The 18,813-nt window shown below is 73.8% G+C and carries 16 protein-coding genes and 2 tRNA genes; 12 read left to right on the plus strand and 6 right to left on the minus strand.

Features of this window, described 5'->3' with window-relative positions:
* The first annotated feature begins 67 nt into the window (after positions 1-67).
* Positions 68-346 (plus strand): hypothetical protein, encoded by a 279-nt coding sequence (locus ACIBPC_RS01170; RefSeq protein ID WP_362965984.1) that lies wholly within the window; start codon positions 68-70, stop codon positions 344-346.
* A gap of 40 nt (positions 347-386) precedes the next feature.
* Positions 387-2,207, plus strand: a complete 1,821-nt coding sequence (gene glmS, locus ACIBPC_RS01175; RefSeq protein ID WP_362965982.1) for a glutamine--fructose-6-phosphate transaminase (isomerizing) — start codon at positions 387-389, stop codon at positions 2,205-2,207.
* A 442-nt stretch (positions 2,208-2,649) separates the two neighbouring features.
* On the opposite strand, the gene ACIBPC_RS01180 is transcribed toward glmS, so the two are convergent.
* Complete coding sequence (locus ACIBPC_RS01180; protein WP_362965980.1) at positions 2,650-3,171, minus strand: universal stress protein; 522 nt, start codon at positions 3,169-3,171, stop codon at positions 2,650-2,652.
* Positions 3,172-3,993: 822 nt separating this feature from the next.
* Here ACIBPC_RS01180 and ACIBPC_RS01185 point away from each other — a divergent pair.
* From ACIBPC_RS01185 to ACIBPC_RS01195, 3 genes are all read left to right on the plus strand, one after another.
* A complete protein-coding gene (locus ACIBPC_RS01185; protein ID WP_362965978.1) occupies positions 3,994-5,103 on the plus strand; it encodes a helix-turn-helix domain-containing protein in 1,110 nt (369 codons plus the stop codon).
* Positions 5,104-5,178: 75 nt separating this feature from the next.
* The gene (gene orn / locus ACIBPC_RS01190; protein ID WP_398840432.1) at positions 5,179-5,775 is read left to right on the plus strand and encodes an oligoribonuclease; all 597 of its coding nucleotides are present in this window, start codon (positions 5,179-5,181) and stop codon (positions 5,773-5,775) included.
* 88 nt (positions 5,776-5,863) lie between these two features.
* Positions 5,864-5,939, plus strand: a tRNA-His gene (locus tag ACIBPC_RS01195).
* A gap of 165 nt (positions 5,940-6,104) precedes the next feature.
* On the opposite strand, the gene ACIBPC_RS01200 is transcribed toward ACIBPC_RS01195, so the two are convergent.
* Complete coding sequence (locus ACIBPC_RS01200; RefSeq protein WP_398840434.1) at positions 6,105-6,773, minus strand: hypothetical protein; 669 nt, start codon at positions 6,771-6,773, stop codon at positions 6,105-6,107.
* A 179-nt stretch (positions 6,774-6,952) separates the two neighbouring features.
* Here ACIBPC_RS01200 and ACIBPC_RS01205 point away from each other — a divergent pair, with 179 nt between their 5' ends.
* Positions 6,953-8,665 (plus strand): sigma-70 family RNA polymerase sigma factor, encoded by a 1,713-nt coding sequence (locus ACIBPC_RS01205; RefSeq protein ID WP_398840435.1) that lies wholly within the window; start codon positions 6,953-6,955, stop codon positions 8,663-8,665.
* 989 nt (positions 8,666-9,654) lie between these two features.
* Here ACIBPC_RS01205 and ACIBPC_RS01210 read toward each other — a convergent pair.
* The 3 genes from ACIBPC_RS01210 to ACIBPC_RS01220 all read right to left on the minus strand — a co-directional run bounded on the left by ACIBPC_RS01210 (position 9,655) and on the right by ACIBPC_RS01220 (position 12,329).
* Positions 9,655-10,332: an alpha/beta fold hydrolase gene (locus ACIBPC_RS01210; protein WP_398840436.1), complete on the minus strand. Its 678-nt coding sequence runs from the start codon at positions 10,330-10,332 to the stop codon at positions 9,655-9,657.
* 18 nt (positions 10,333-10,350) lie between these two features.
* Positions 10,351-11,496, minus strand: coding sequence for an FAD-dependent oxidoreductase (locus ACIBPC_RS01215; protein WP_398840438.1), 1,146 nt, complete (start codon positions 11,494-11,496; stop codon positions 10,351-10,353).
* Between the two features lie 137 nt (positions 11,497-11,633).
* Positions 11,634-12,329 carry a TetR/AcrR family transcriptional regulator gene (locus tag ACIBPC_RS01220; RefSeq protein WP_362964777.1) on the minus strand — a complete coding sequence of 232 codons (696 nt, stop codon included), beginning with the start codon at positions 12,327-12,329 and terminating at the stop codon, positions 11,634-11,636.
* Between the two features lie 161 nt (positions 12,330-12,490).
* Here ACIBPC_RS01220 and ACIBPC_RS01225 point away from each other — a divergent pair, with 161 nt between their 5' ends.
* The 4 genes from ACIBPC_RS01225 to hisN all read left to right on the plus strand — a co-directional run bounded on the left by ACIBPC_RS01225 (position 12,491) and on the right by hisN (position 16,506).
* On the plus strand, positions 12,491-13,204 hold the full coding sequence (locus tag ACIBPC_RS01225; protein ID WP_362964775.1) for a M50 family metallopeptidase: 714 nt from the start codon (positions 12,491-12,493) through the stop codon (positions 13,202-13,204).
* 50 nt (positions 13,205-13,254) lie between these two features.
* Positions 13,255-14,607, plus strand: a complete 1,353-nt coding sequence (aroA, locus tag ACIBPC_RS01230) for a 3-phosphoshikimate 1-carboxyvinyltransferase (RefSeq protein ID WP_362964773.1) — start codon at positions 13,255-13,257, stop codon at positions 14,605-14,607.
* Positions 14,608-14,623: 16 nt separating this feature from the next.
* On the plus strand, positions 14,624-15,643 hold the full coding sequence (gene rsgA, locus ACIBPC_RS01235; protein ID WP_398840441.1) for a ribosome small subunit-dependent GTPase A: 1,020 nt from the start codon (positions 14,624-14,626) through the stop codon (positions 15,641-15,643).
* Between the two features lie 68 nt (positions 15,644-15,711).
* Complete coding sequence (gene hisN, locus ACIBPC_RS01240) at positions 15,712-16,506, plus strand: histidinol-phosphatase (RefSeq protein ID WP_362964769.1); 795 nt, start codon at positions 15,712-15,714, stop codon at positions 16,504-16,506.
* A 91-nt stretch (positions 16,507-16,597) separates the two neighbouring features.
* Here hisN and ACIBPC_RS01245 read toward each other — a convergent pair whose 3' ends face one another.
* Positions 16,598-18,049: a catalase gene (locus ACIBPC_RS01245; protein ID WP_398841738.1), complete on the minus strand. Its 1,452-nt coding sequence runs from the start codon at positions 18,047-18,049 to the stop codon at positions 16,598-16,600.
* 170 nt (positions 18,050-18,219) lie between these two features.
* Here ACIBPC_RS01245 and ACIBPC_RS01250 point away from each other — a divergent pair, with 170 nt between their 5' ends.
* Entirely contained in the window at positions 18,220-18,642 is a 423-nt protein-coding gene (locus ACIBPC_RS01250; protein ID WP_362964767.1) for a Fur family transcriptional regulator, read from the plus strand.
* Between the two features lie 51 nt (positions 18,643-18,693).
* Positions 18,694-18,767, plus strand: a tRNA-Met gene (locus ACIBPC_RS01255).
* The last annotated feature ends 46 nt before the right edge of the window (positions 18,768-18,813 follow it).

Here is an 18,813-nt window from a genome sequence, read left to right on the forward strand (position 1 = left end):
CGACACTTCCTGCCCGATATCGGGCAGGAATGTTGCGAAAGCGCGCCGTCCTCCCCAGTATCGAGAGGTGCCAGAACGCCGTACGCCGCCGCATGACGACCTCGTGGACCACCTGGTGCGCAGCACACCGCTCTCCCGCGGTGAGGCTGCCCGGGTGGTTCTCGACGTTCTGGCGTACTTCGACGAGACGGCCGAGGAATTCGTTCGAAGGCGCCACCGCGAACTGCGCTCCGGCGGGCTGACCAACGAGATGATCTTCGAACGGATCGCGGACGAGCTGCCGCGCCGCGCCGTGGCGCCGCCCGCGCTGTCGCTGCGGCAGCTGCGGCGCATCGTGTACGGATAGGAACGGACCAGCAGGCCTGCGGGCCGCGGGAGGAACGCCCATGTGTGGAATCGTCGGGTACATCGGCAAGCGGGACGTCGCGCCCCTCCTTCTCGAAGGGCTCCAGCGCCTGGAGTACCGGGGCTACGACTCGGCCGGCATCGCGATCCAGAACAGCGGCAGGGGCGGCGGGCTCAAGGTCGTGAAGAACGCGGGCCGCGTCCGCGACCTGGAGGCCAAGGTCCCCGCGCGCTTCGCCGGGACCAGCGGCATCGCCCACACCCGCTGGGCCACGCACGGCGCGCCCAACGACGTCAACGCCCACCCCCACCTGGACGCGCTCGGCGAGATCGCCGTCGTCCACAACGGCATCATCGACAACTCCGCCGAGCTGCGCGCCAAGCTGGCCGCCGACGGCGTCGAGCTGGCCTCCGACACCGACACCGAGGTCCTCGCCCACCTCGTCGCCCGCGCCCAGTCCGACACGCTGGAGGGCAAGGTCCGCGAGGCGCTGCGGCACATCGAGGGCACCTACGGCATCGCCGTCCTGCACGCCGCCTTCCCCGACCGCATCGTCGTGGCGCGCAACGGCTCGCCCGTCGTCCTCGGCATCGGCGAGAAGGAGATGTTCGTCGCCTCCGACGTCGCCGCGCTGGTCAGCCACACCCGGCAGGTCATCACGCTGGACGACGGCGAGATGGCCACCCTCAAGGCCGACGACTACCGCACCTACACCACCGACGGCAGCCGCACCGCCACCTCCCCGACCACCGTCGAGTGGGAGGCCGAGAGCTGGGACATGGGCGGCCACGACACGTACATGCACAAGGAGATCGCCGAGCAGCCCGAGGCCGTGGACCGGGTGCTGCGCGGCCGGATCGACGACCGGTTCGCGACGGTGCGCCTCGGCGGCCTGAACCTCGACCCGCGCGCGGCCCGCGCCGTGCGGCGCGTGAAGATCCTCGGCTGCGGCTCGGCGTACCACGCGGGCCTCATCGGCGCCCAGCTGATCGAGGAGCTGGCCCGCATCCCCGCCGACGCCGAGCCCGCCAGCGAGTTCCGCTACCGCAACGCGGTCGTGGACCCGGACACCCTCTACATCGCCACCAGCCAGTCGGGCGAGACGTACGACACCCTCGCGGCCGTCCAGGAGCTGAAGCGCAAGGGCGCGATGGTCCTCGGCGTCGTGAACGTCGTCGGCAGCGCCATCGCCCGCGAGACGGACGGCGGGGTCTACGTGCACGCGGGGCCCGAGGTGTGCGTCGTCTCCACCAAGTGCTTCACCAACACGGCGGTCGCCTTCGCGCTGCTCGCGCTGCACCTGGGCCGCATCAGGGACCTGTCGGTCGCGGACGGCCGCCGCATCATCGAGGGCCTGCGGAAGCTGCCGGAGCAGATCCAGCAGATCCTGCGCGACGAGGAGCGCATCGCGAAGCTCGCCGCCGAGCTGGCGGAGGCGAAGAGCATGCTGTTCGTCGGCCGGGTGCGGGGCTTCCCGGTGGCCAAGGAGGCGTCCCTCAAGCTGAAGGAGGTCTCCTACATCCACGCCGAGGCGTACCCGGCCTCCGAGCTGAAGCACGGCCCGCTGGCGCTGATCGAGCCCGCCGTGCCGACGGTCGCGATCATGCCGAACGACGAGCTGGCCGACAAGAACCGCGCCACGCTGGAGGAGATCAAGGCCCGCAGCGGCCGGATCGTCGCCGTCGCGCACGAGGAGCAGGCGAAGGCGGACGACACCCTCGTGGTGCCGTGCAACGAGCCGGAGCTCGACCCGATCCTCATGGGCATCCCGCTGCAGCTGCTCGCGTACCACACGGCGCTGGCGCTCGGCCGGGACATCGACAAGCCGCGGAACCTCGCGAAGTCCGTCACCGTCGAGTGAGGCGCTGAGCGGGCCGGGACGTGCGGCGGCCCCCGGGGAGTGCGTGCCACCATACGCACCCCCGGGGGCCGCCCGGTGCGCCGGCGTCGCCCATTACGCCGGCTGGGATAAGCCGCGGCCGGGTCCGTCACCTCCCGACCGGCGGCCCAAAGCGGTACCGGGACCGGTTCTGTCGAGCCGGTGACCCTGTTATGCCCATCACAAACGCACAATCCACCCGTCACGGCCGACAAATTTGGTGAATGCTCCGTGCGCACCCAGGGGAACGCCCCCCGTTCCGGCGAACGGGCAGGCCGAAGCCCCGCGCGGGCTCCCGGACGGGCTGTCCTGGATCCCGGCGGGGCGGTGGTGTGCGTGCGGGGTGGCGTCCGTGGTGCTCCCGGGGGAGCTGGGGACTTCCGGTGGTTTCCGTGCGTTCCCGCGACGGGCGGTGCGCGCCGGGCTACGGGATGACGATCACCGGGCGCTGGGCCCGGCGCGCCAGCCGTCCCGACACCGAGCCGAAGAGCCGCCCGAGCAGGCCGTGGGTCGTGCCCACCACGATGGCGTCGGCGACGAACTCCCGGCCGACCTCCTCCAGTTCGTGGCAGATGTCCCCGCCGCGCTCCAGCAGCACCCACGGCACGTCCGACAGGTGCTCGGCGCAGGCGAGTTCGAGGCCCAGCACCTCGGTCCTGTGGTCCGGCACGTCGACCAGCGCGGGCGGCTCGCAGCCCGCCCAGACGGTCGTCGGCAGCCGGTTGGCGACGTGGACGATGATCAGCCCGCAGTGCGAGCGCTGCGCCATGCCCACCGCGTAGGCCAGCGCGCGCTCACTGGACGTCGAGCCGTCGAAGCCCACGACCACGCCGTGCTGGAACGCGGGATCTCGGGGCGTGCACGCGTCCCCGGCCAGGTCGGGCGTGGACGAGGGATCGGCGACGCGCCTGCGATCCGCTGGTTCGGGGAACTCGTATCCAGCCATCGGTGCCTCAGCGGTGAGTCAGTGAGGAAGCCTCGGGGGTGCCGGCGTAGGGACAGGGACATGGCGGAGGGGTGACGGGACCGGGACGACCCGGAAGACCGGTCACTCGGGGAACTCCGGGAGAACCCTCGGAATTCTCAGAATCCACGGCCGTTCCGAAAATCCGGTACATACGTCTCACTTCCACCGGTTCCACTCCCAGGGTACGGCGTTGGTCATCCAGTGCCCAGGGTTGCCGCGTACAACCCCTGAAACCAAAGCCGCGACCGTGACCGAGCAGCATGCCCTACCCGGCCCCGGCGACGCAATCCTTTCGGACACCTGGTGATACGGGCGCTGGCTGTGCGTGACCGCGCGCCGGGCGCCCGCGCCCCCCGTTGTTGACATGTCCGCCCTGCCTGCATCGATGCGCCTGCCGCGCGCCCCCGGGGTGGAGCAGCGCGGGGGAGGCGCGCGCCGGGAGCAGTGCGACAGTCGGGCCGGTGCCCGCCATTTTCGGCCAACTTCCCCTGGTCGGCAGCACCCTGCCCACCGGCCACGCCGACCCCTCCGGTATACCGGGGGAAGTCCCGCGGCCGGGCGTCCGGGCCATCGCGGGCCCAGCACAGGGGGGATGGCGGGGGGAGGCGTACTTCCCCCAACTGCTCGCGCGTGCAACGCTTCCAGATCGACTGCTTCGCGCCACGTTGTCATGTCGATATAGCGCCGAGTGATGAACTTGTCCCGCCGACCTCACCTGACACAGTAGATTCGATCTTGGCAATCACGTCGGGGGAAACGTGCAGGACCGAGAGGATGCGACGACCGAGGGAACTGAGGAGCATGAGCCAGGACCCAACGCACGGCCCCGAGCCAGCCGTCAAGCTCGCTGCCCGACGCCGCCGCGAAGTCGTCGCGGTGCTGCTGTTCAGCGGCAGTCCAATGTTCGAAAGCTCCATTCCGCTGTCCGTCTTCGGCATCGACCGCCAGGACGCCGGGGTCCCGCGCTACCGGCTGCTCGCCTGCGCCGGTGAGGAGGGGCCGCTGCGCACCACCGGAGGGCTGGAGCTGCGCGCGCCGTACGGTCTCGGGGCCGTCGCGCGGGCAGGCACGGTGATCGTCCCCGCCTGGCGGTCGATCACGGGCCCGCCGCCCGCCGCCGCGCTGGCCGCGCTGCGGCGCGCCCACAGCGAGGGCGCGCGGATCGTCGGCCTGTGCACGGGCGCGTTCGCCCTGGGGGCCGCCGGGCTCCTGGACGGCCGCCCCGCGACGACGCACTGGATGTACGCGCCGACGCTCGCCAAGCGCTACCCCTCGGTCCACGTGGACCCCAGGGAACTGTTCGTGGACGACGGGGACATCCTGACCTCGGCGGGCACCGCCGCCGGGATCGACCTGTGCCTCCACATCGTCCGCCAGGACCACGGCCCCGAGGCCGCCGCCGCCCTGGCACGCCGCCTGGTGCTGCCGCCCCGCAGGGGCAACGGCACGGCGGAGCCCGCCCAGCACCGGCACCTCGACCGGTCTTTACCCGAGGACATCGGGGCCGACCCGCTGGCCGAGGTGGTGGCCTGGGCGCTGGAGCACCTCCACGAGCAGTTCGACGTGGAGACGCTCGCCGCCCGCGCGTACATGAGCCGGCGGACGTTCGACCGCCGGTTCCGCTCGCTCACCGGCAGCGCGCCGCTCCAGTGGCTGATCACCCAGCGTGTGCTCCAGGCGCAGCGGCTGCTTGAGGTGTCCGACTACTCGGTGGACGAGGTGGCGGGACGCTGCGGCTTCCGCTCGCCGGTGGCCCTGCGCGGCCACTTCAGGCGGCAGCTCGGCGCCTCGCCCGCCGCGTACCGGGCGGCGTACCGGGCCAGGCAGCAGGACACCGGCGCGCGGGTCAAGCCCGTCGCGGACGGGTTCACGGCCCGGGTGCCGGGCCAGCGCAGCCGCCCGCCCGCCTGAGCGGGGGCGGGCGCGGCGCAGGGCGACGGGCCGGGGCGACCGGCCCGTCGCCCTGCGCGACGTAAGGTTGTTCGCATGAACGATCGCATGGTGTGGATCGACTGCGAGATGACCGGTCTGTCCCTGGCCGACGACGCCCTGATCGAGGTGGCCGCGCTGGTCACCGACTCGGAGCTGAACGTGCTCGGCACGGGGGTGGACGTCGTGATCCGGCCCCCGGCCGCGGCGCTGGAGTCCATGCCGGAGGTCGTGCGCGCCATGCACACCGCCTCCGGGCTCCTGGACGAGCTGGAGGGCGGCACGTCCCTGGAGGAGGCGGAGGAACGCGTCCTCGCCTACATCAGGGAGCACGCGCCCGAGGCGGGCAAGAGCCCCCTGTGCGGCAACTCCATCGGCACCGACCGGGGGTTCCTGAGCCGCGACATGCCCCGGCTCGTGTCGCACCTCCACTACCGCGTGATCGACGTCTCGTCCGTCAAGGAGCTGGCGCGCCGCTGGTACCCCCGCGCGTACTTCAACAGCCCGGAGAAGGGCGGCAACCACCGGGCGCTCGCCGACATCCGCGAGTCCATCGCCGAGCTGCGCTACTACCGCGAGACGGTCTTCGTGCCCCAGCCGGGCCCCGACTCGGACACCGCCCGGCGGATCGCGGCGGAGCACGTCGTCCGCTGAACGGGCCTCCGCCGGGCCGCGCGGAAGCGCGGTGCGCCGGGCCCCGGCGACCCTGTACACTCGTGTCCGGCCGCTGCGGCGGCGGATGGTGGGTGTAGCTCAGTTGGTAGAGCACCTGGTTGTGGTCCAGGTGGCCGCGGGTTCAAGTCCCGTCACTCACCCCATATGACGGAGGCCCCGTCCACATCTGCGGATGCGGACGGGGCCTCCGTCGTGTCGCCACCGGCCGCCCGCCTCCCGTACCACCAGAGGTCCGGCGGTACGGGAGGGCGGGGCGTGCGGCGCGGTCCCGGGCGCTCGGGGGTGTCTGCCCGGAGCCGGGCCGGGGCTCAGGCCTGATCGGGGCGGGGCCGCTGCCGCGGCACCGCGTGGCGCGGCGGACTGATGAGGGTGATCTGCCGGACGACCTGGTGGAACGCCAGCAGCGCGGAGATCGGCGGCAGACCGGCGACGGCGAGGCTCATGACGCTCGGCGGCGCCTGCGCGACGCACAGCGCCACCGCGATGCCGGAGAACAGCACGACGACCAGCCAGGAGTGCAGCGAACGCCGCTGGTGCAGCGCCGCCCGCACGATGGACAGCGACGCGACGAGCCACGGCCCGAAGATCAGCAGCGGCCACCAGTCGGTCAGCGCGTCGGACGCGCCGGGGGCGGCGGCGTCGCGCAGCGGGCCGTAGGAGATGAGGCCGCCGAGGACGCTGAGCATCGCCATCAGCGCGGTCGCGGCGGCAGCGATCAGCAGGCTCGTCCAGCGCAGCCACTTGACCTGGGCCGACGGGCCGAGCCACTGGACGCGCTGCCTGCGCTTGCGATGGCGGGCCGGCACGGTCCCGTCCAGGGGCGCGCGCGGCTCGTCGGCCGCCTCCGCGCCCGGCACGACGTCCAGGGGGAGCAGCAATTCCTCCAGCCGGGAGGTGTCGCCGAAGATATCCCAGCCGCCCGGTCCTGTCCTGAGTTCCGGAGGGATCAGGAGATTCGTTTCCTCGTCATGCATCATCAGTGCGTGTTCTCCGTGTCGTCGGTCTCACATGTCGCCAACGACGCGTCGGCTGCCGGGGTGTGAGGCATTGGGGTGACACGGCGCCCAGGAGTGGTGTCGTGGCGCCGACTTGACCCGGCGGGCCGGTAGTAGGGATCGCCCGCGCCCGCGGGGTGCGCCGGTGGAGAGGGGTCGGTATGGCGGAGCCCGACGAGATGCTGCTGGCGCGGGTGCGCGCGGGCGACGGTGTGGCCTACGGGGCGTTCTACCGGCGGCACGCGGGCGCGGTCCGCCGCTACGCCCGGGTCTGCTGCGCGGACACCCACCTCGCCGAGGACCTGACGGCCGAGGTCTTCGCCAGGACGCTGCGCGCCCTGCGTTCCGGCGCCGGGCCGAACGAGTCGGCGCGCGCGTACCTCCTCACGACGGTCCGCCGTGTCGCGGCGCAGTGGGGCGCGGGCGGGCGGCGCGAGCAGCCGGTGGCCGACCTCGGCGACCTCGCCGCGCAGCACCCTGCCACCCAGCACCCGGCCGAGTCGGCCGCGCTGATCCGCGCGGCCGACCGTTCGATGGCCGCGCGCGCGTTCCACAGCCTGCCGGAGCGGTGGCAGGAGGTGCTGTGGCACACGGCGGTCGAGCAGCAGCCGCTGAGCCGCGTCGGCCCGCTGCTCGGCCTGACGCCCAACGCGACCGCCGTCCTCGCCTTCCGCGCCCGCGAGGGCCTGCGGGAGGCGTACCTCCAGGCGCACGTGAACTCGGCGCTCACCGGGCAGGCCGGCTGCCGCCAGCACGCGACGCGGCTCGGCGCGTTCGCCCGCAAGCCGATGCGGCGGCGCGGCTACCGGCAGCTGAGGCACCATCTGCAGGGCTGCGAGCGCTGCCGGTCGGCGTACCTGGAGCTGGTGGACATCAACGCGACGCTGCGGGGGCTCGTGCCCGCCGCGCTGGTGGGGTGGCTGGCCGCCGCCCGGCTGATGGGCGGGACGGCCCAGGCGGCGGGGGCCGTGCACGCGACGCATGTGGCGGCGCCGCTCGGCGCCGGGCTCGCCGCCGAGCTGATACCGGCCGGTCCCGGCATCGCGCACGCGGGCGGGGCGCTGGCGAAGCTGGTGGTGGGCGCGGCGATGGCGATCGCGACGGGCGCCGCGGCGGCGCCGACGACGCCGCACGCGCCCGCCCAGCCGCCCCCGGCGGCGGCGCCGGAGCACGGGGCGCGGCAGTACGGCGGGGACGCGGGCACGGGCGGTGGGGGCGGCGGCGAGGGCACGGGGCGCGGCGGGGAGCCGTTCTCACCGGTCGTCAGGCGTGAGCCGCCGGGGGAGCGGACGGGGGAGGAGCGGATGGTCCCGCGCGCGCGGACGGCCGTGCCCGACCCGGTGGCCACCGCCGCGCCACCGCCCGTGACCCTGGCCGCCACCCTGCCGGTGGCCGAGCCCGTGCCCGAGGCCGTTCCCGTCCCGGCGCCGGTGCCGGTGCCCGAGTCCTCGGGGGAAGCGACTGTCCCGGCCGTGCCGCCGGAGACCCCGGTCACGCCCGGGACTCCCGTCGGACCTGTGACGCCGGAGACCCCCGGGTCACCGGTGTCACCCATACCGGAGACGCCGCCGGAGACACAGCCGGAGCCCGGGCCCGTCGCCGGGCCGGACGCGGGTATCCAGCCGCAGCCGGTGCCCGAGCCTCCCGCCACCGACGCCGGTTCCGGTGTCCCCGACGGGCCACCGGATGCGGGGACGCAGCCGGAACCCGGGCCGGAGGCGGGCGTTCAGCCGCAGCCGGTGCCCGAGCCGCCCGCTACCGACGCCGGACCTGATGTCCCTGCCGGGCCACCGGATGCGGGGACGCAGCCGGAACCCGAACTCCCCGCCATCGACGCCGGATTCGGTGTCCCCGCCGGGGCACCGGAGGAGTGACGGCCGCGCTTTCTCCCCTACGCGTACTCCGGGTGCGCCCGGAATTCTCACCGTGCCTGTGACGCCGACGATGCAGCCGGAGCCCGGGCCCGTTGCCGGGCCGTGGGGCGCGCCGTCGGTGGGGTCCGAAGCGGGCGTTCAGCCGGAGCCGGTCCCCGCCACCGCCGCCGGACCGGTGTCCCGGCCATGCCGCTGAAGACCCCGGGCATGCCCGGGACTTCCCTTCTCGTGCGACGTGTGGTGCTGGAGGCCCCCAGGTTCCGAGGACGCGGCGGGAGCCAGTCCCGGGGTCCCTCGTCACCGCCGCCGGAGCCCGGGCCCGACGCGAGCGTTCAGCCGCAGCCGGTCTCCGGGCCTCCCGCCGCCGGGGCACCGGAGGAGTGACGGCGGCGCCTCCACCCCTACGCGTGCCCCGGGTACGGCCCGGACTCCCGTCGGGCCTGTGGTGCTGGAGGCTCCCGGGTCCCCTGGGACGCAGCCGGAGTCTGGGCCGGGCGGTCTGCTGTCGGTGGGTTCGAGGTGGGTGTCCAGTTGGAGCCGGTTTCCGGGCCTCCGCCGTCGACGCCGGACCGTGCCGTCGGGGACTCCGGCGGCTCCGGATACGCCCGGGACTCCCCGCCCGTGGGTCCTGGCGCCGCAGGCCCCGGGGGCGGTGTGCTGTCGGTGGGGTTCGAGGCGGGTGTTCAGCCGGGGCCGGTTTCCGGGCCTCCGCCGTCGATGCCGGATCGTGGCGCCGGGGACTCCGGCGGCTCCAAACACGTCCGGGACTCCCCTCCCGTGGGTCCAGTGGTGCTGGAGGCTCCTGGGTCCCCGGGGATGCAGCCGGAGCCTGGGCCGGGTGGCGTGCTGGCGGTGGGGCCCCCGCCGGGGGGTTGGAGGTTCGGGACTTTCGTCGGGCCTGTGCAGCCGGAGTCCGTTCCCGAGCCGCCCGCCGCCGACGGCGGGTCCGGTGTTCCCGACGGGGCGGCGGTGCCTTCTCCCGTGGGCGGTCAGGGAGCGGCCAGGAAGGCGTCCAGCGCGGTGAGGACAGCCTCCGGCTCCTCCCGGATCGGCAGGTGCCCCGCGCCGGGGACGAGGACGAACCGGCCGTCCGGGAAGGCGGCGGCGTAGGCGGCCCCGAAGTCCGGGGTCACCACCTTGTCCTCGGCGCCCCAGAGCACCAGGACGGGGTACGTGACGGCGGCGAGGGCGGGCAGCAGTTCCGGGTCGTGCATGCCCCGGCCCGTGTAGGCGTCGAGGGCGGAAAGCCGTCCGGCGGGCGGCGTGACGGCCTGGCCGGGTATGTCGGGACCGATGGCGTCGATCAGCACGAGCCGGGAGATCCGCCCGTCGCGGTCGCCGACGGCCATCCGGGCGGCGGCCCAGCCGCCGAAGGACGTCCCGACGACCGTCACGCCGAGCAGGTCGAGACCGGCGAGCAGGTCGAGGTGGACGGCGGCGAGGGCCGTCACGGAGTCCAGGCCGCCGGGCCGCGGGGTCCCGTCCCAGCCGGGGTGGGTGGGTGCCAGGACGCGGTGGCGCGCGGCGAGGTGCTCGACGAGCGGGGTGACGCTGTCCGGCCCCGGGCCGCCGTGGAGGACGAGCACCGGGCTGCCCGTTCCCGCGTCGCGCACAGGGAGGGCGAGGCCCGGCCGGGGCCGGAACGTGTGCTGCCGGTTGGGGGTCACGGTCTCCTCCTCGCGGTGTCAGGCGGCCGCCGGGCCCTGGGAGAAGAAGGCGACGAGGTCTTCCAGGCCGTGGTCACCGAACATGCTCTCCAGGCTCGCGGCGGACTCGGCGGCCGAGGCCTCGGCGCGGCGGAACATCCCCGCCTCGTACGCGGCCAGCCCCGCCTCGGCGTCCCCGGGGTGCGCGGCGACGGCCCGGGCGAACTCGGCGCCGTCGTGCATCGCCAGGTTGGCGCCCTCCCCGGCGAACGGGGACATCAGGTGCGCGGCGTCGCCGAGCAGCGTCACGCCGGGCGTCCGCTCCCAGCGGTGGCCGACGGGCAGGGCGTGGATGCGGCGCAGCGTGGGGGTGCCGTCGGCGTCGGCGACGAGGGCGCGCAGGGACTCGTCCCAGTTCGCGAAGTGGGCGAGGACGGCGGCCTTGAGGGCCGCGGGGTCCTTCGTGTCGACCGTGTCGGCCCAGTCCTCGTCGGCCCTGAGCGCGGTGTAGACGTGCAGGCTGCCGTCGGTCTCGCGGTGGGCGAGCATGGCGCGCCGGTCGCCGAGGCACATGAAGGAGCCGCCGCCGATGACCGCCGCGCTGCGCGGGTGCCGGGTGTCGGCGTCGTACAGGTCGGTCTCGACGAAGGTGATGCCCGTGTACGCGGGCCTGGCGTCGGAGACCAGCGGCCGGACGCGCGACCACGCGCCGTCGCCGCCGACGAGGAGGTCGGTGGTGATCGCGGAGCCGTCGGCGAACGTCACCTCGTGGCGGCCGTCGCCCAGCGGCCGGACGCCGGTCATCTTGCTGCCCCAGCGGATGGTGCCCTCGGGCAGGGAGCGCAGGAGGAGGTCGCGCAGGTCGCCGCGGTCCACCTCGGGGCGGCCGCCGGTGCCGTCGTCCTCCTCGGAGATGTGGACGGTGCCGTCGGGGCCGAGGATGCGCAGGGACTCGCCGCCGGGGTGCACGAGCGCGCGGAAGTCGTCGTGGAGGCCCGCCGCGCGGAGGGCGAGCTGGCCGCTGTCGTCGTGGATGTCGAGCATGCCGCCCTGGGTGCGGGCCTCGGGGGACGCGTCGAGTTCGAAGATCGTCGCCTCGATGCCGGCGACGTGCAGGACGCGGGCGGCGACGAGGCCGCTGAGGCCGCCGCCGATGATCGCGATGGGGTGGTGGGGGGTGGTCATCGGTTCCTCCTGGGGTGTTGGTCTGCCGCGTGGCGCGGGGTTCCGCGAGGACACCCCCACTGTAACGAACGCGTTCGGCACGAACAAGTTCGTCGCAGGTCGGCGGGTTGTCCGGCGTGTCCAGGAGGGGCCCTGCGTCAGGCCGTGGGGCCGGGGACGGGGGTGTGGGTGATGCCGTTCACCAGGACGTCGAAGCCCCACCGCAGCCGCTCCTCGGCGGAGCCGGAGACCAGCGCGGGCATGTGGGCCCTGATCGCGGGGTGCGTGGCCTCGTCGACGGTGTCGAGCGCCCGTACGGTGGCGTCCCACTCGTCCCGCGCGGCCGGGTCCTGCTCCTGCGCGGACTGCTCGGCGGCCGTCGCCGTCGCGTCCTGGAGCAGCTTGTCCACGCCCCAGGCGGCCTGCTCCGCGGGGGCGCCGCTGAGCGCGAGCAGCGCCAGGACGCGTTCGACGAGCCGCAGGTAGTTCCCGCCGCTCGGCCGCGCCACCAGTGCGGAGCGCGCCAGCTGCGGGTGCGCGAACAGCACGCGGGAGTACGAGGTCAGCACGGCGAGCAGCTGGTCCCGCCAGCCGGCGCCCGCGCCGTCGCCGGACAGGTCCACGTCGCCGAGCAGCGCGTCGAGGACGGCCGCGTGCAGCTCGGCGGTGTTCGCGACGTACACGTACAGCGAGGCCGGGCCGGTGTCCAGCTCCTGCGCCAGGCGGCGCATGGTCACCTTCTCCAGGCCCTCGGCGCGCATGACGCGCACGGCGGTCTCCACGATGCCCCGGCGCGTCAGCGCGGGCTTGGCGGGCCGCTCGCGGCGGCTTATCGGTTCTCTCCTGGTGGCCACACGGCGATCGTAACGAACGTGTTCGTGCGGGCGGACGCGGGCGGGGAACGGCCGTACGGGGTTCGCGCGGCGGCGGCGCGGGGCAACGGCACCGTGCGGGCCCGGCCCGCCCGGCGCCTCGTAGGATCGGGCGCCCGACGACCGTCCACCCAGGGGGGACCATGGACACCGCCGACATCACCGAGGTCTGGGACCGCGTCACGGGCACGCAGCCCGCGCCCGACATGTGGCTCATAGTCCTGACGGCGGCCGTCGCCTTCGCGGCCGTCGCGCCGCTCGGCGTCTGGCGCTGGACGCGCAACACGATCACCATCGCCCACGAGGGCGGCCACGGCCTCGTGGCCCTGCTCACCGGCCGCAAGCTCGACGGCATCAGGCTCCACTCGGACACCTCGGGCCTCACCGTCTCGCGCGGACGCCCCACCGGCCCCGGCATGATCCTCACCGCCGCCGCCGGGTACACCGCCCCCTCCCTCCTCGGCCTCGGCGGCGCCGTCCTCCTGTCCGCCGGGCGCACGACCGCGCTCCTGTGGGGCGCGACGGCGCTCCTGCTGGCGCTCCTGGTGATGGTGCGCAACGCTTACGGAGCGCTCACGGTCGTCGTCACCGCCGCCGTCTTCCTCTCCGTCTCCTGGCTGACCGAGCCGGACGTCCAGGCCGCGTTCGCCTACGTCGTCGTGTGGCTGCTGCTCATGGGCGGGGTGCGGCCCGTGTTCGAACTCCAGGTCAAGCGGCGCAGGGGTGCCGCGCGGGACTCGGACGCGGACCAGCTGTCGCGGCTCACGCACGTACCCGCGTTCGCCTGGTTGCTGTTCTTCCACGCCGTCGCGCTGGTGTCACTCTTCGGAGGCGGGACGCGGCTGCTGATGCTCTGAGCCGGGCGGGACAAGGGGATCGCGGCGCGTCGCGCACTAGAGTGAGGGGCATGACCGACCAGCACAGCGAAACCCTCGCGCTCTGGCCCGCGCCGTCCGCCGCGGGCACGATCGATGCGACCGTCACCGTGCCGGGATCGAAGTCGGTCACCAACCGCGCGCTCGTCCTCGCCGCCCTGGCCGCCGACTCCTCCTGGCTGCGCCGCCCGCTGCGCTCCCGCGACACCCTGCTGATGGCCGACGCGCTGCGCTCCCTCGGCATCGGCATCGAGGAGACCCTGTCCTCCAGCTCCGCCGTCTCCGGCCTGCCCAGCGGGCGCGGCGAGTCGTGGCGGGTCATCCCGGCCGCGCCGCAGGCGCCCGCCGCCGTGGACGTCGGCAACGCGGGCACGGTCATGCGCTTCCTGCCGCCGCTGGCCGCCCTCGCCGAGGGCCCGGTCCGCTTCGACGGCGACCCGCGCTCGCACGTGCGGCCGCTCCACTCGCTCATCGACGCGCTGCGCGCCCTCGGCGCCAGGATCGACGACGAGGGCCGCGGCGGCCTGCCGATGACGGTCCACGGCGCCGGTTCGCTCGACGGCGGGTACGTGGAGGTGGACGCGTCGTCGTCGTCCCAGTTCATCAGCGCGCTGCTGCTGTCCGCGCCCCGCTTCAACCAGGGCGTCGAACTGCGCCACACCGGCCGCACCCTCCCGTCGCTGCCCCACATCCGCATGACGGTGGACATGCTGCGCGCCGCCGGTGTCCAGGTGGACTCGCCCGACTCCGGCGGCGAGCCGAACGTCTGGCGCGTCACCCCCGGCGCCCTCCTCGGCCGTGACCTCGTGATCGAGCCCGACCTGTCGAACGCGCAGCCGTTCCTCGCCGCCGCGCTGATCACCGGCGGCCGCGTCACCATCCCCGACTGGCCCGTGCGGACGACGCAGCCGGGCGACGCGCTGCGCGACATCCTCACCGCCATGGGCGGCTCCTGCACGCTCGACGAGCGCGGGCTGACGCTCACCGGCACCGGGCGCGTCCTCGGCATCGACGCCGACCTGAGCGAGGTCGGCGAGCTGACGCCGGGCATCGCGGCCGTCGCGGCGCTTGCCGAGGGCGAGTCGGTGCTGCGCGGCGTCTCCCACCTGCGGCTGCACGAGACGGACCGCCTGGCCGCGCTCACCAAGGAAATCAACTCCCTGGGCGGCGACGTCACCGAGACCGAGGACGGCCTGCGCATCCGCCCGCGCCCGCTGCACGGCGGTGTCTTCCACACGTACGAGGACCACCGCCTCGCCACCGCCGCCGCCGTCATCGGCCTGGCGGTGGAGGGCATCGAGGTGGAGGACATCGCGACCACGGGCAAGACCATGCCGGACTTCCCCGACATGTGGCGGGCCATGCTCGCCGGGGACGCGGCGTAGGGACCGGGCCGCCGCGATGCGCCGGTACGGCAAGAACCCCGACGAGGACGACATCCCCGTCCGCCCCGGGCGCCGGGGCAGCAGACCCCGCACGCAGCGCCGCCCCGCGCACGAGGACGCGCGGGAGGGCCTCGTCCTCACCGTGGACCGCGGCCGGGTGACGTGCCTGGTGGAGGACCGGACGGTCACCGCCATGAAGGCCCGCGAGCTGGGCCGCAAGAGCGTGGTCGTCGGCGACCGCGTGGCCGTCGTCGGCGACCTGTCGGGCCGCAAGGACACCCTGGCCCGGGTCGTCCGCGTCGAGGAGCGCACGTCCACGCTGCGGCGCACGGCGGACGACGACGACCCGTTCGAGCGCGTGGTGGTGGCCAACGCGGACCAGCTCGCCATCGTCACAGCGCTCGCCGACCCCGAGCCGCGGCCGCGCCTGATCGACCGCTGCCTCGTCGCGGCGTACGACGCCGGGCTCGAACCGCTGCTGATCCTCACCAAGGCCGACTTGGCGTCCCCGGCGCCGCTGCTCGACACGTACGCGCCGCTGGGCGTCCGTCATGTGGTGACCAGCGCCGAGGAGTTTGACGAGGGCGGGGACGCGACGGCGGCCGTCGCCGAGGTGCGGGAGCTGCTGACCGGCAGGACCACCGCGTTCGTCGGGCACAGCGGTGTCGGGAAGACGACGCTGGTGAACGCGCTGGTGCCCGAGCGGCAGCGCGCCACGGGCGTGGTGAACGCGGTGACGGGCCGGGGCCGCCACACGACGGTCTCCGCGCTCGCGCTGCCGCTGCCCGACATGCCGGGCTGGGTGATCGACACGCCGGGCGTGCGGTCGTTCGGCCTGCACCACATCGACCCCTCCCGGGTGATCCACGCGTTCCCCGACCTGGAGCCGGGGACCGCCGAGTGCCCGCGGGCGTGCAGCCACGACGAGCCCGACTGCGCGCTGGACGCGTGGGTGGCGGCGGGGCACGCGGACCCGGCGCGGCTCTTCTCGCTGCGGCGGCTGCTGGCCACGCGCGAGCGACACGAGGGTGACTGACCGGATCATCATTCGTATGCCCGGCGGGTGGTGTCCGACTGGGCATGGCTAGCCGGAATACTGGGGGCATGCCCGATTACCACGATGATCTGCGCCTTGCCCATGTCCTGGCCGACGCCGCGGACGCCACCACCATGGACCGGTTCAAGGCGCTCGACCTCAAGGTCGAGACCAAGCCGGACATGACGCCGGTCACCGAGGCCGACCGGGCCGCCGAGGAACTGCTCCGCTCCTCCCTCCAGCGGGCCAGGCCCAGGGACGCGGTGCTGGGCGAGGAGTACGGCAGCGCGGGGGGCGGGCCGCGCCGCTGGGTGATCGACCCCATCGACGGGACCAAGAACTACGTGCGGGGCGTCCCCGTCTGGGCCACGCTGATCTCGCTGGTGGAGCGCGGCGAGGGCGGTGACCGGCCCGTCGTCGGCGTCGTCTCCGCGCCCGCGCTCGGCCGCCGCTGGTGGGCCCAGCTCGGCGGGGGCGCGTACACCGGGCGCAGCCTGTCGTCCGCGACCCGCCTCCACGTCTCGCGGGTGGCGCGCCTGCAGGACGCCTCGTTCTCCTACTCGTCGCTGTCCGGCTGGCAGGAGCGCAACCGCCTCGGCGCGTTCCTCGACCTGACGCGCGCCTGCTGGCGCACGCGGGCGTACGGCGACTTCTGGTCGTACATGATGGTCGCCGAGGGCTCGGTGGACATCTGCGCCGAGCCCGAGCTGTCCCTGTGGGACATGGCGGCGCCCGCGATCGTCGTGCAGGAGGCGGGCGGGCGCTTCACCGGGCTCGACGGCGTGGACGGCCCGTTCGGCGCGGACGCCGCGGCCTCCAACGGGCTGCTGCACGACGAGCTGCTGCGCGGCCTCGGCGGCTGACCCGCCCGTACGACATGCACCGGGGCGGCCGGTGGGATGCACCGGCCGCCCCGGGGGGTTACGGCAAACGGTCCGCCGGAGCGGAGTTCGCTCAGGCGCGGAGGGCCTGGACCGCGGCCTGGAGCCGCTTGCCGTAGTCCTCGTCCGCCTTGCGGAAGTTCTCGATGGCCCGCTCGGCGATGTCCTCACGGGAGACACCGGCGATGCTGCCCGCCAGGTTCTCGATCAGACGGTCCTTCTCCTCGTCCGTCATCAGGCGGTAGAGGTTCCCGGCCTGGACGAAGTCGTTGTCCTCGGCGTGCAGCGGCGTCACGTGGTCGCCGGTGAGGCCCTGGACGGGGACGGGCTCCCACAGCGGGCGGTCGGTCTGCGCCGGGCCGCCGAAGCTGTTGGGCTCGTAGTTCTTCGCGCCGCCGTGGCGGCCGTCGTACGCCGCGCCGTCACGGCCGTGGCTGTTGGCCTCGGTGGCGTGCGGGCGGTTGACGGGCAGCTGGTCGGCGTTGATGCCGACGCGGTAGCGGTGCGCGTCGCCGTACGCGAACAGGCGGCCCTGCAGCATCTTGTCCGGCGAGGGGCCGATGCCCGGCACGAAGTGGTGCGGGGAGAAGATCGACTGCTCGACCTCGGCGAAGACGTTCTGCGGGTTGCGGTTCAGCTCCAGCTTGCCGATCTCGACCAGCGGGTAGTCCGCGTGCGGCCACACCTTGGTGAGGTCGAACGGGTTGAAGCGGTACGTCGCGGCCTCGGCGGCCGGCATGATCTGCACCGACACCGTCCAGGTCGGGTACTCGCCGCGCTCGATGGACTCGCGCAGGTCGCGCTGGTGGCTGTCCGGGTCGGCGCCGGCCAGGACGGCGGCGTCCGCGGCGGTCAGGGTCTCGATGCCCTGGTCCGTCTTGAAGTGGTACTTGACCCAGAACGCCTCGCCCGCCTCGTTCGACCACTGGAACGTGTGCGAGCCGAAGCCGTCCATGTGGCGGTAGGAGGCCGGGATGCCGCGGTCGCCGAACAGCCAGGTCACCTGGTGGGTGGACTCGGGCGACAGACCCCAGAAGTCCCAGACGTTGTCCGCCTCCTGCGAGCCGGTGTACGGGTCGCGCTTCTGGGTGTGGATGAAGTCGGGGAACTTGATGGCGTCCCGGATGAAGAAGACCGGGGTGTTGTTCCCGACGAGGTCGTAGTTGCCTTCCTCGGTGTAGAACTTCAGCGAGAAGCCGCGCGGGTCGCGCACCGCGTCCGCCGCGCCGAGGTTGCCCGCGACGGTGGAGAAGCGCAGGAAGACCTCGGTCTGCTTGCCGATCTCGGACAGGAACTTCGCCCGGGTGTACGGGGTCGCGTCGGCGGTGACGGTGAAGGTGCCGTACGCGCCGGCGCCGCGGGCGTGCACCACGCGCTCCGGGATCCGCTCACGGTTGAAGTGGGCCAGCTTCTCGATGAGCAGCTGGTCCTGGATCAGGACGGGACCGCCGGGGCCCGCGCTCTGGCTCTGCTGGTTGTCCGCGACGGGGGCGCCCGTCTCGGTGGTGAGCGGTCCCGCTGCGATCTGGTCGGTCATTTACCTGTCACGCCCTTCAGCTCTCAGGTCTCGTGCGGCGCGGGCCCTTGGCCTTCGCGTTCATCCGATCCTATATTGGACATAGTCTAAGTCAAGACGACTCCTGAAAGCGTACCGAGTCGTTGGCCGGACCGGGACCCACAGTTAGGGTGGACGACATGAGTGACCTGCTGGAGCGCCTGCGCGGACGCGGCTGGCGGCTGACCGCCCAGCGGCGGGTCATCGCCGAAGTGCTGGACGGCGAACACGTGCACTACACGGCGGACGAGGTGCACGCGCGCGCCGTCGAGCGCCTGCCGGAGATCTCGCGCGCCTCCGTCTACAACACCCTGGGCGAACTGGTCGCGCTGGGCGAGGTGATGGAGGTCACCACCGAGGGCGGCCGCGCCAAGCGGTACGACCCGAACGCCCACCGCCCGCACCAGCACCTCGTCTGCTCGGGCTGCGGCACGATGCGGGACGTCCACCTCGTCTCCGACCCGATGGGCGCGCTGCCCGAGGCGGAACGGTTCGGCTTCACCGTCTCCGACGTCACGGTGACCTACTACGGGCGCTGTCCCGAGTGCGGAGCCCGCGCCTGACCGCCGATTTGCACGCCGGACGCGGCCAGGGCTAAGGTGGAGACACAACGACGCGGGGTGGAGCAGCTCGGTAGCTCGCTGGGCTCATAACCCAGAGGTCGCAGGTTCAAATCCTGTCCCCGCTACGGAAAGACGAAGGCCCCGGTCCCCTGGACCGGGGCCTTCGCGCTG

The sequence above is a fragment of the Streptomyces sp. NPDC049879 genome, from assembly GCF_044461265.1.
Classification (GTDB): domain Bacteria; phylum Actinomycetota; class Actinomycetes; order Streptomycetales; family Streptomycetaceae; genus Streptomyces.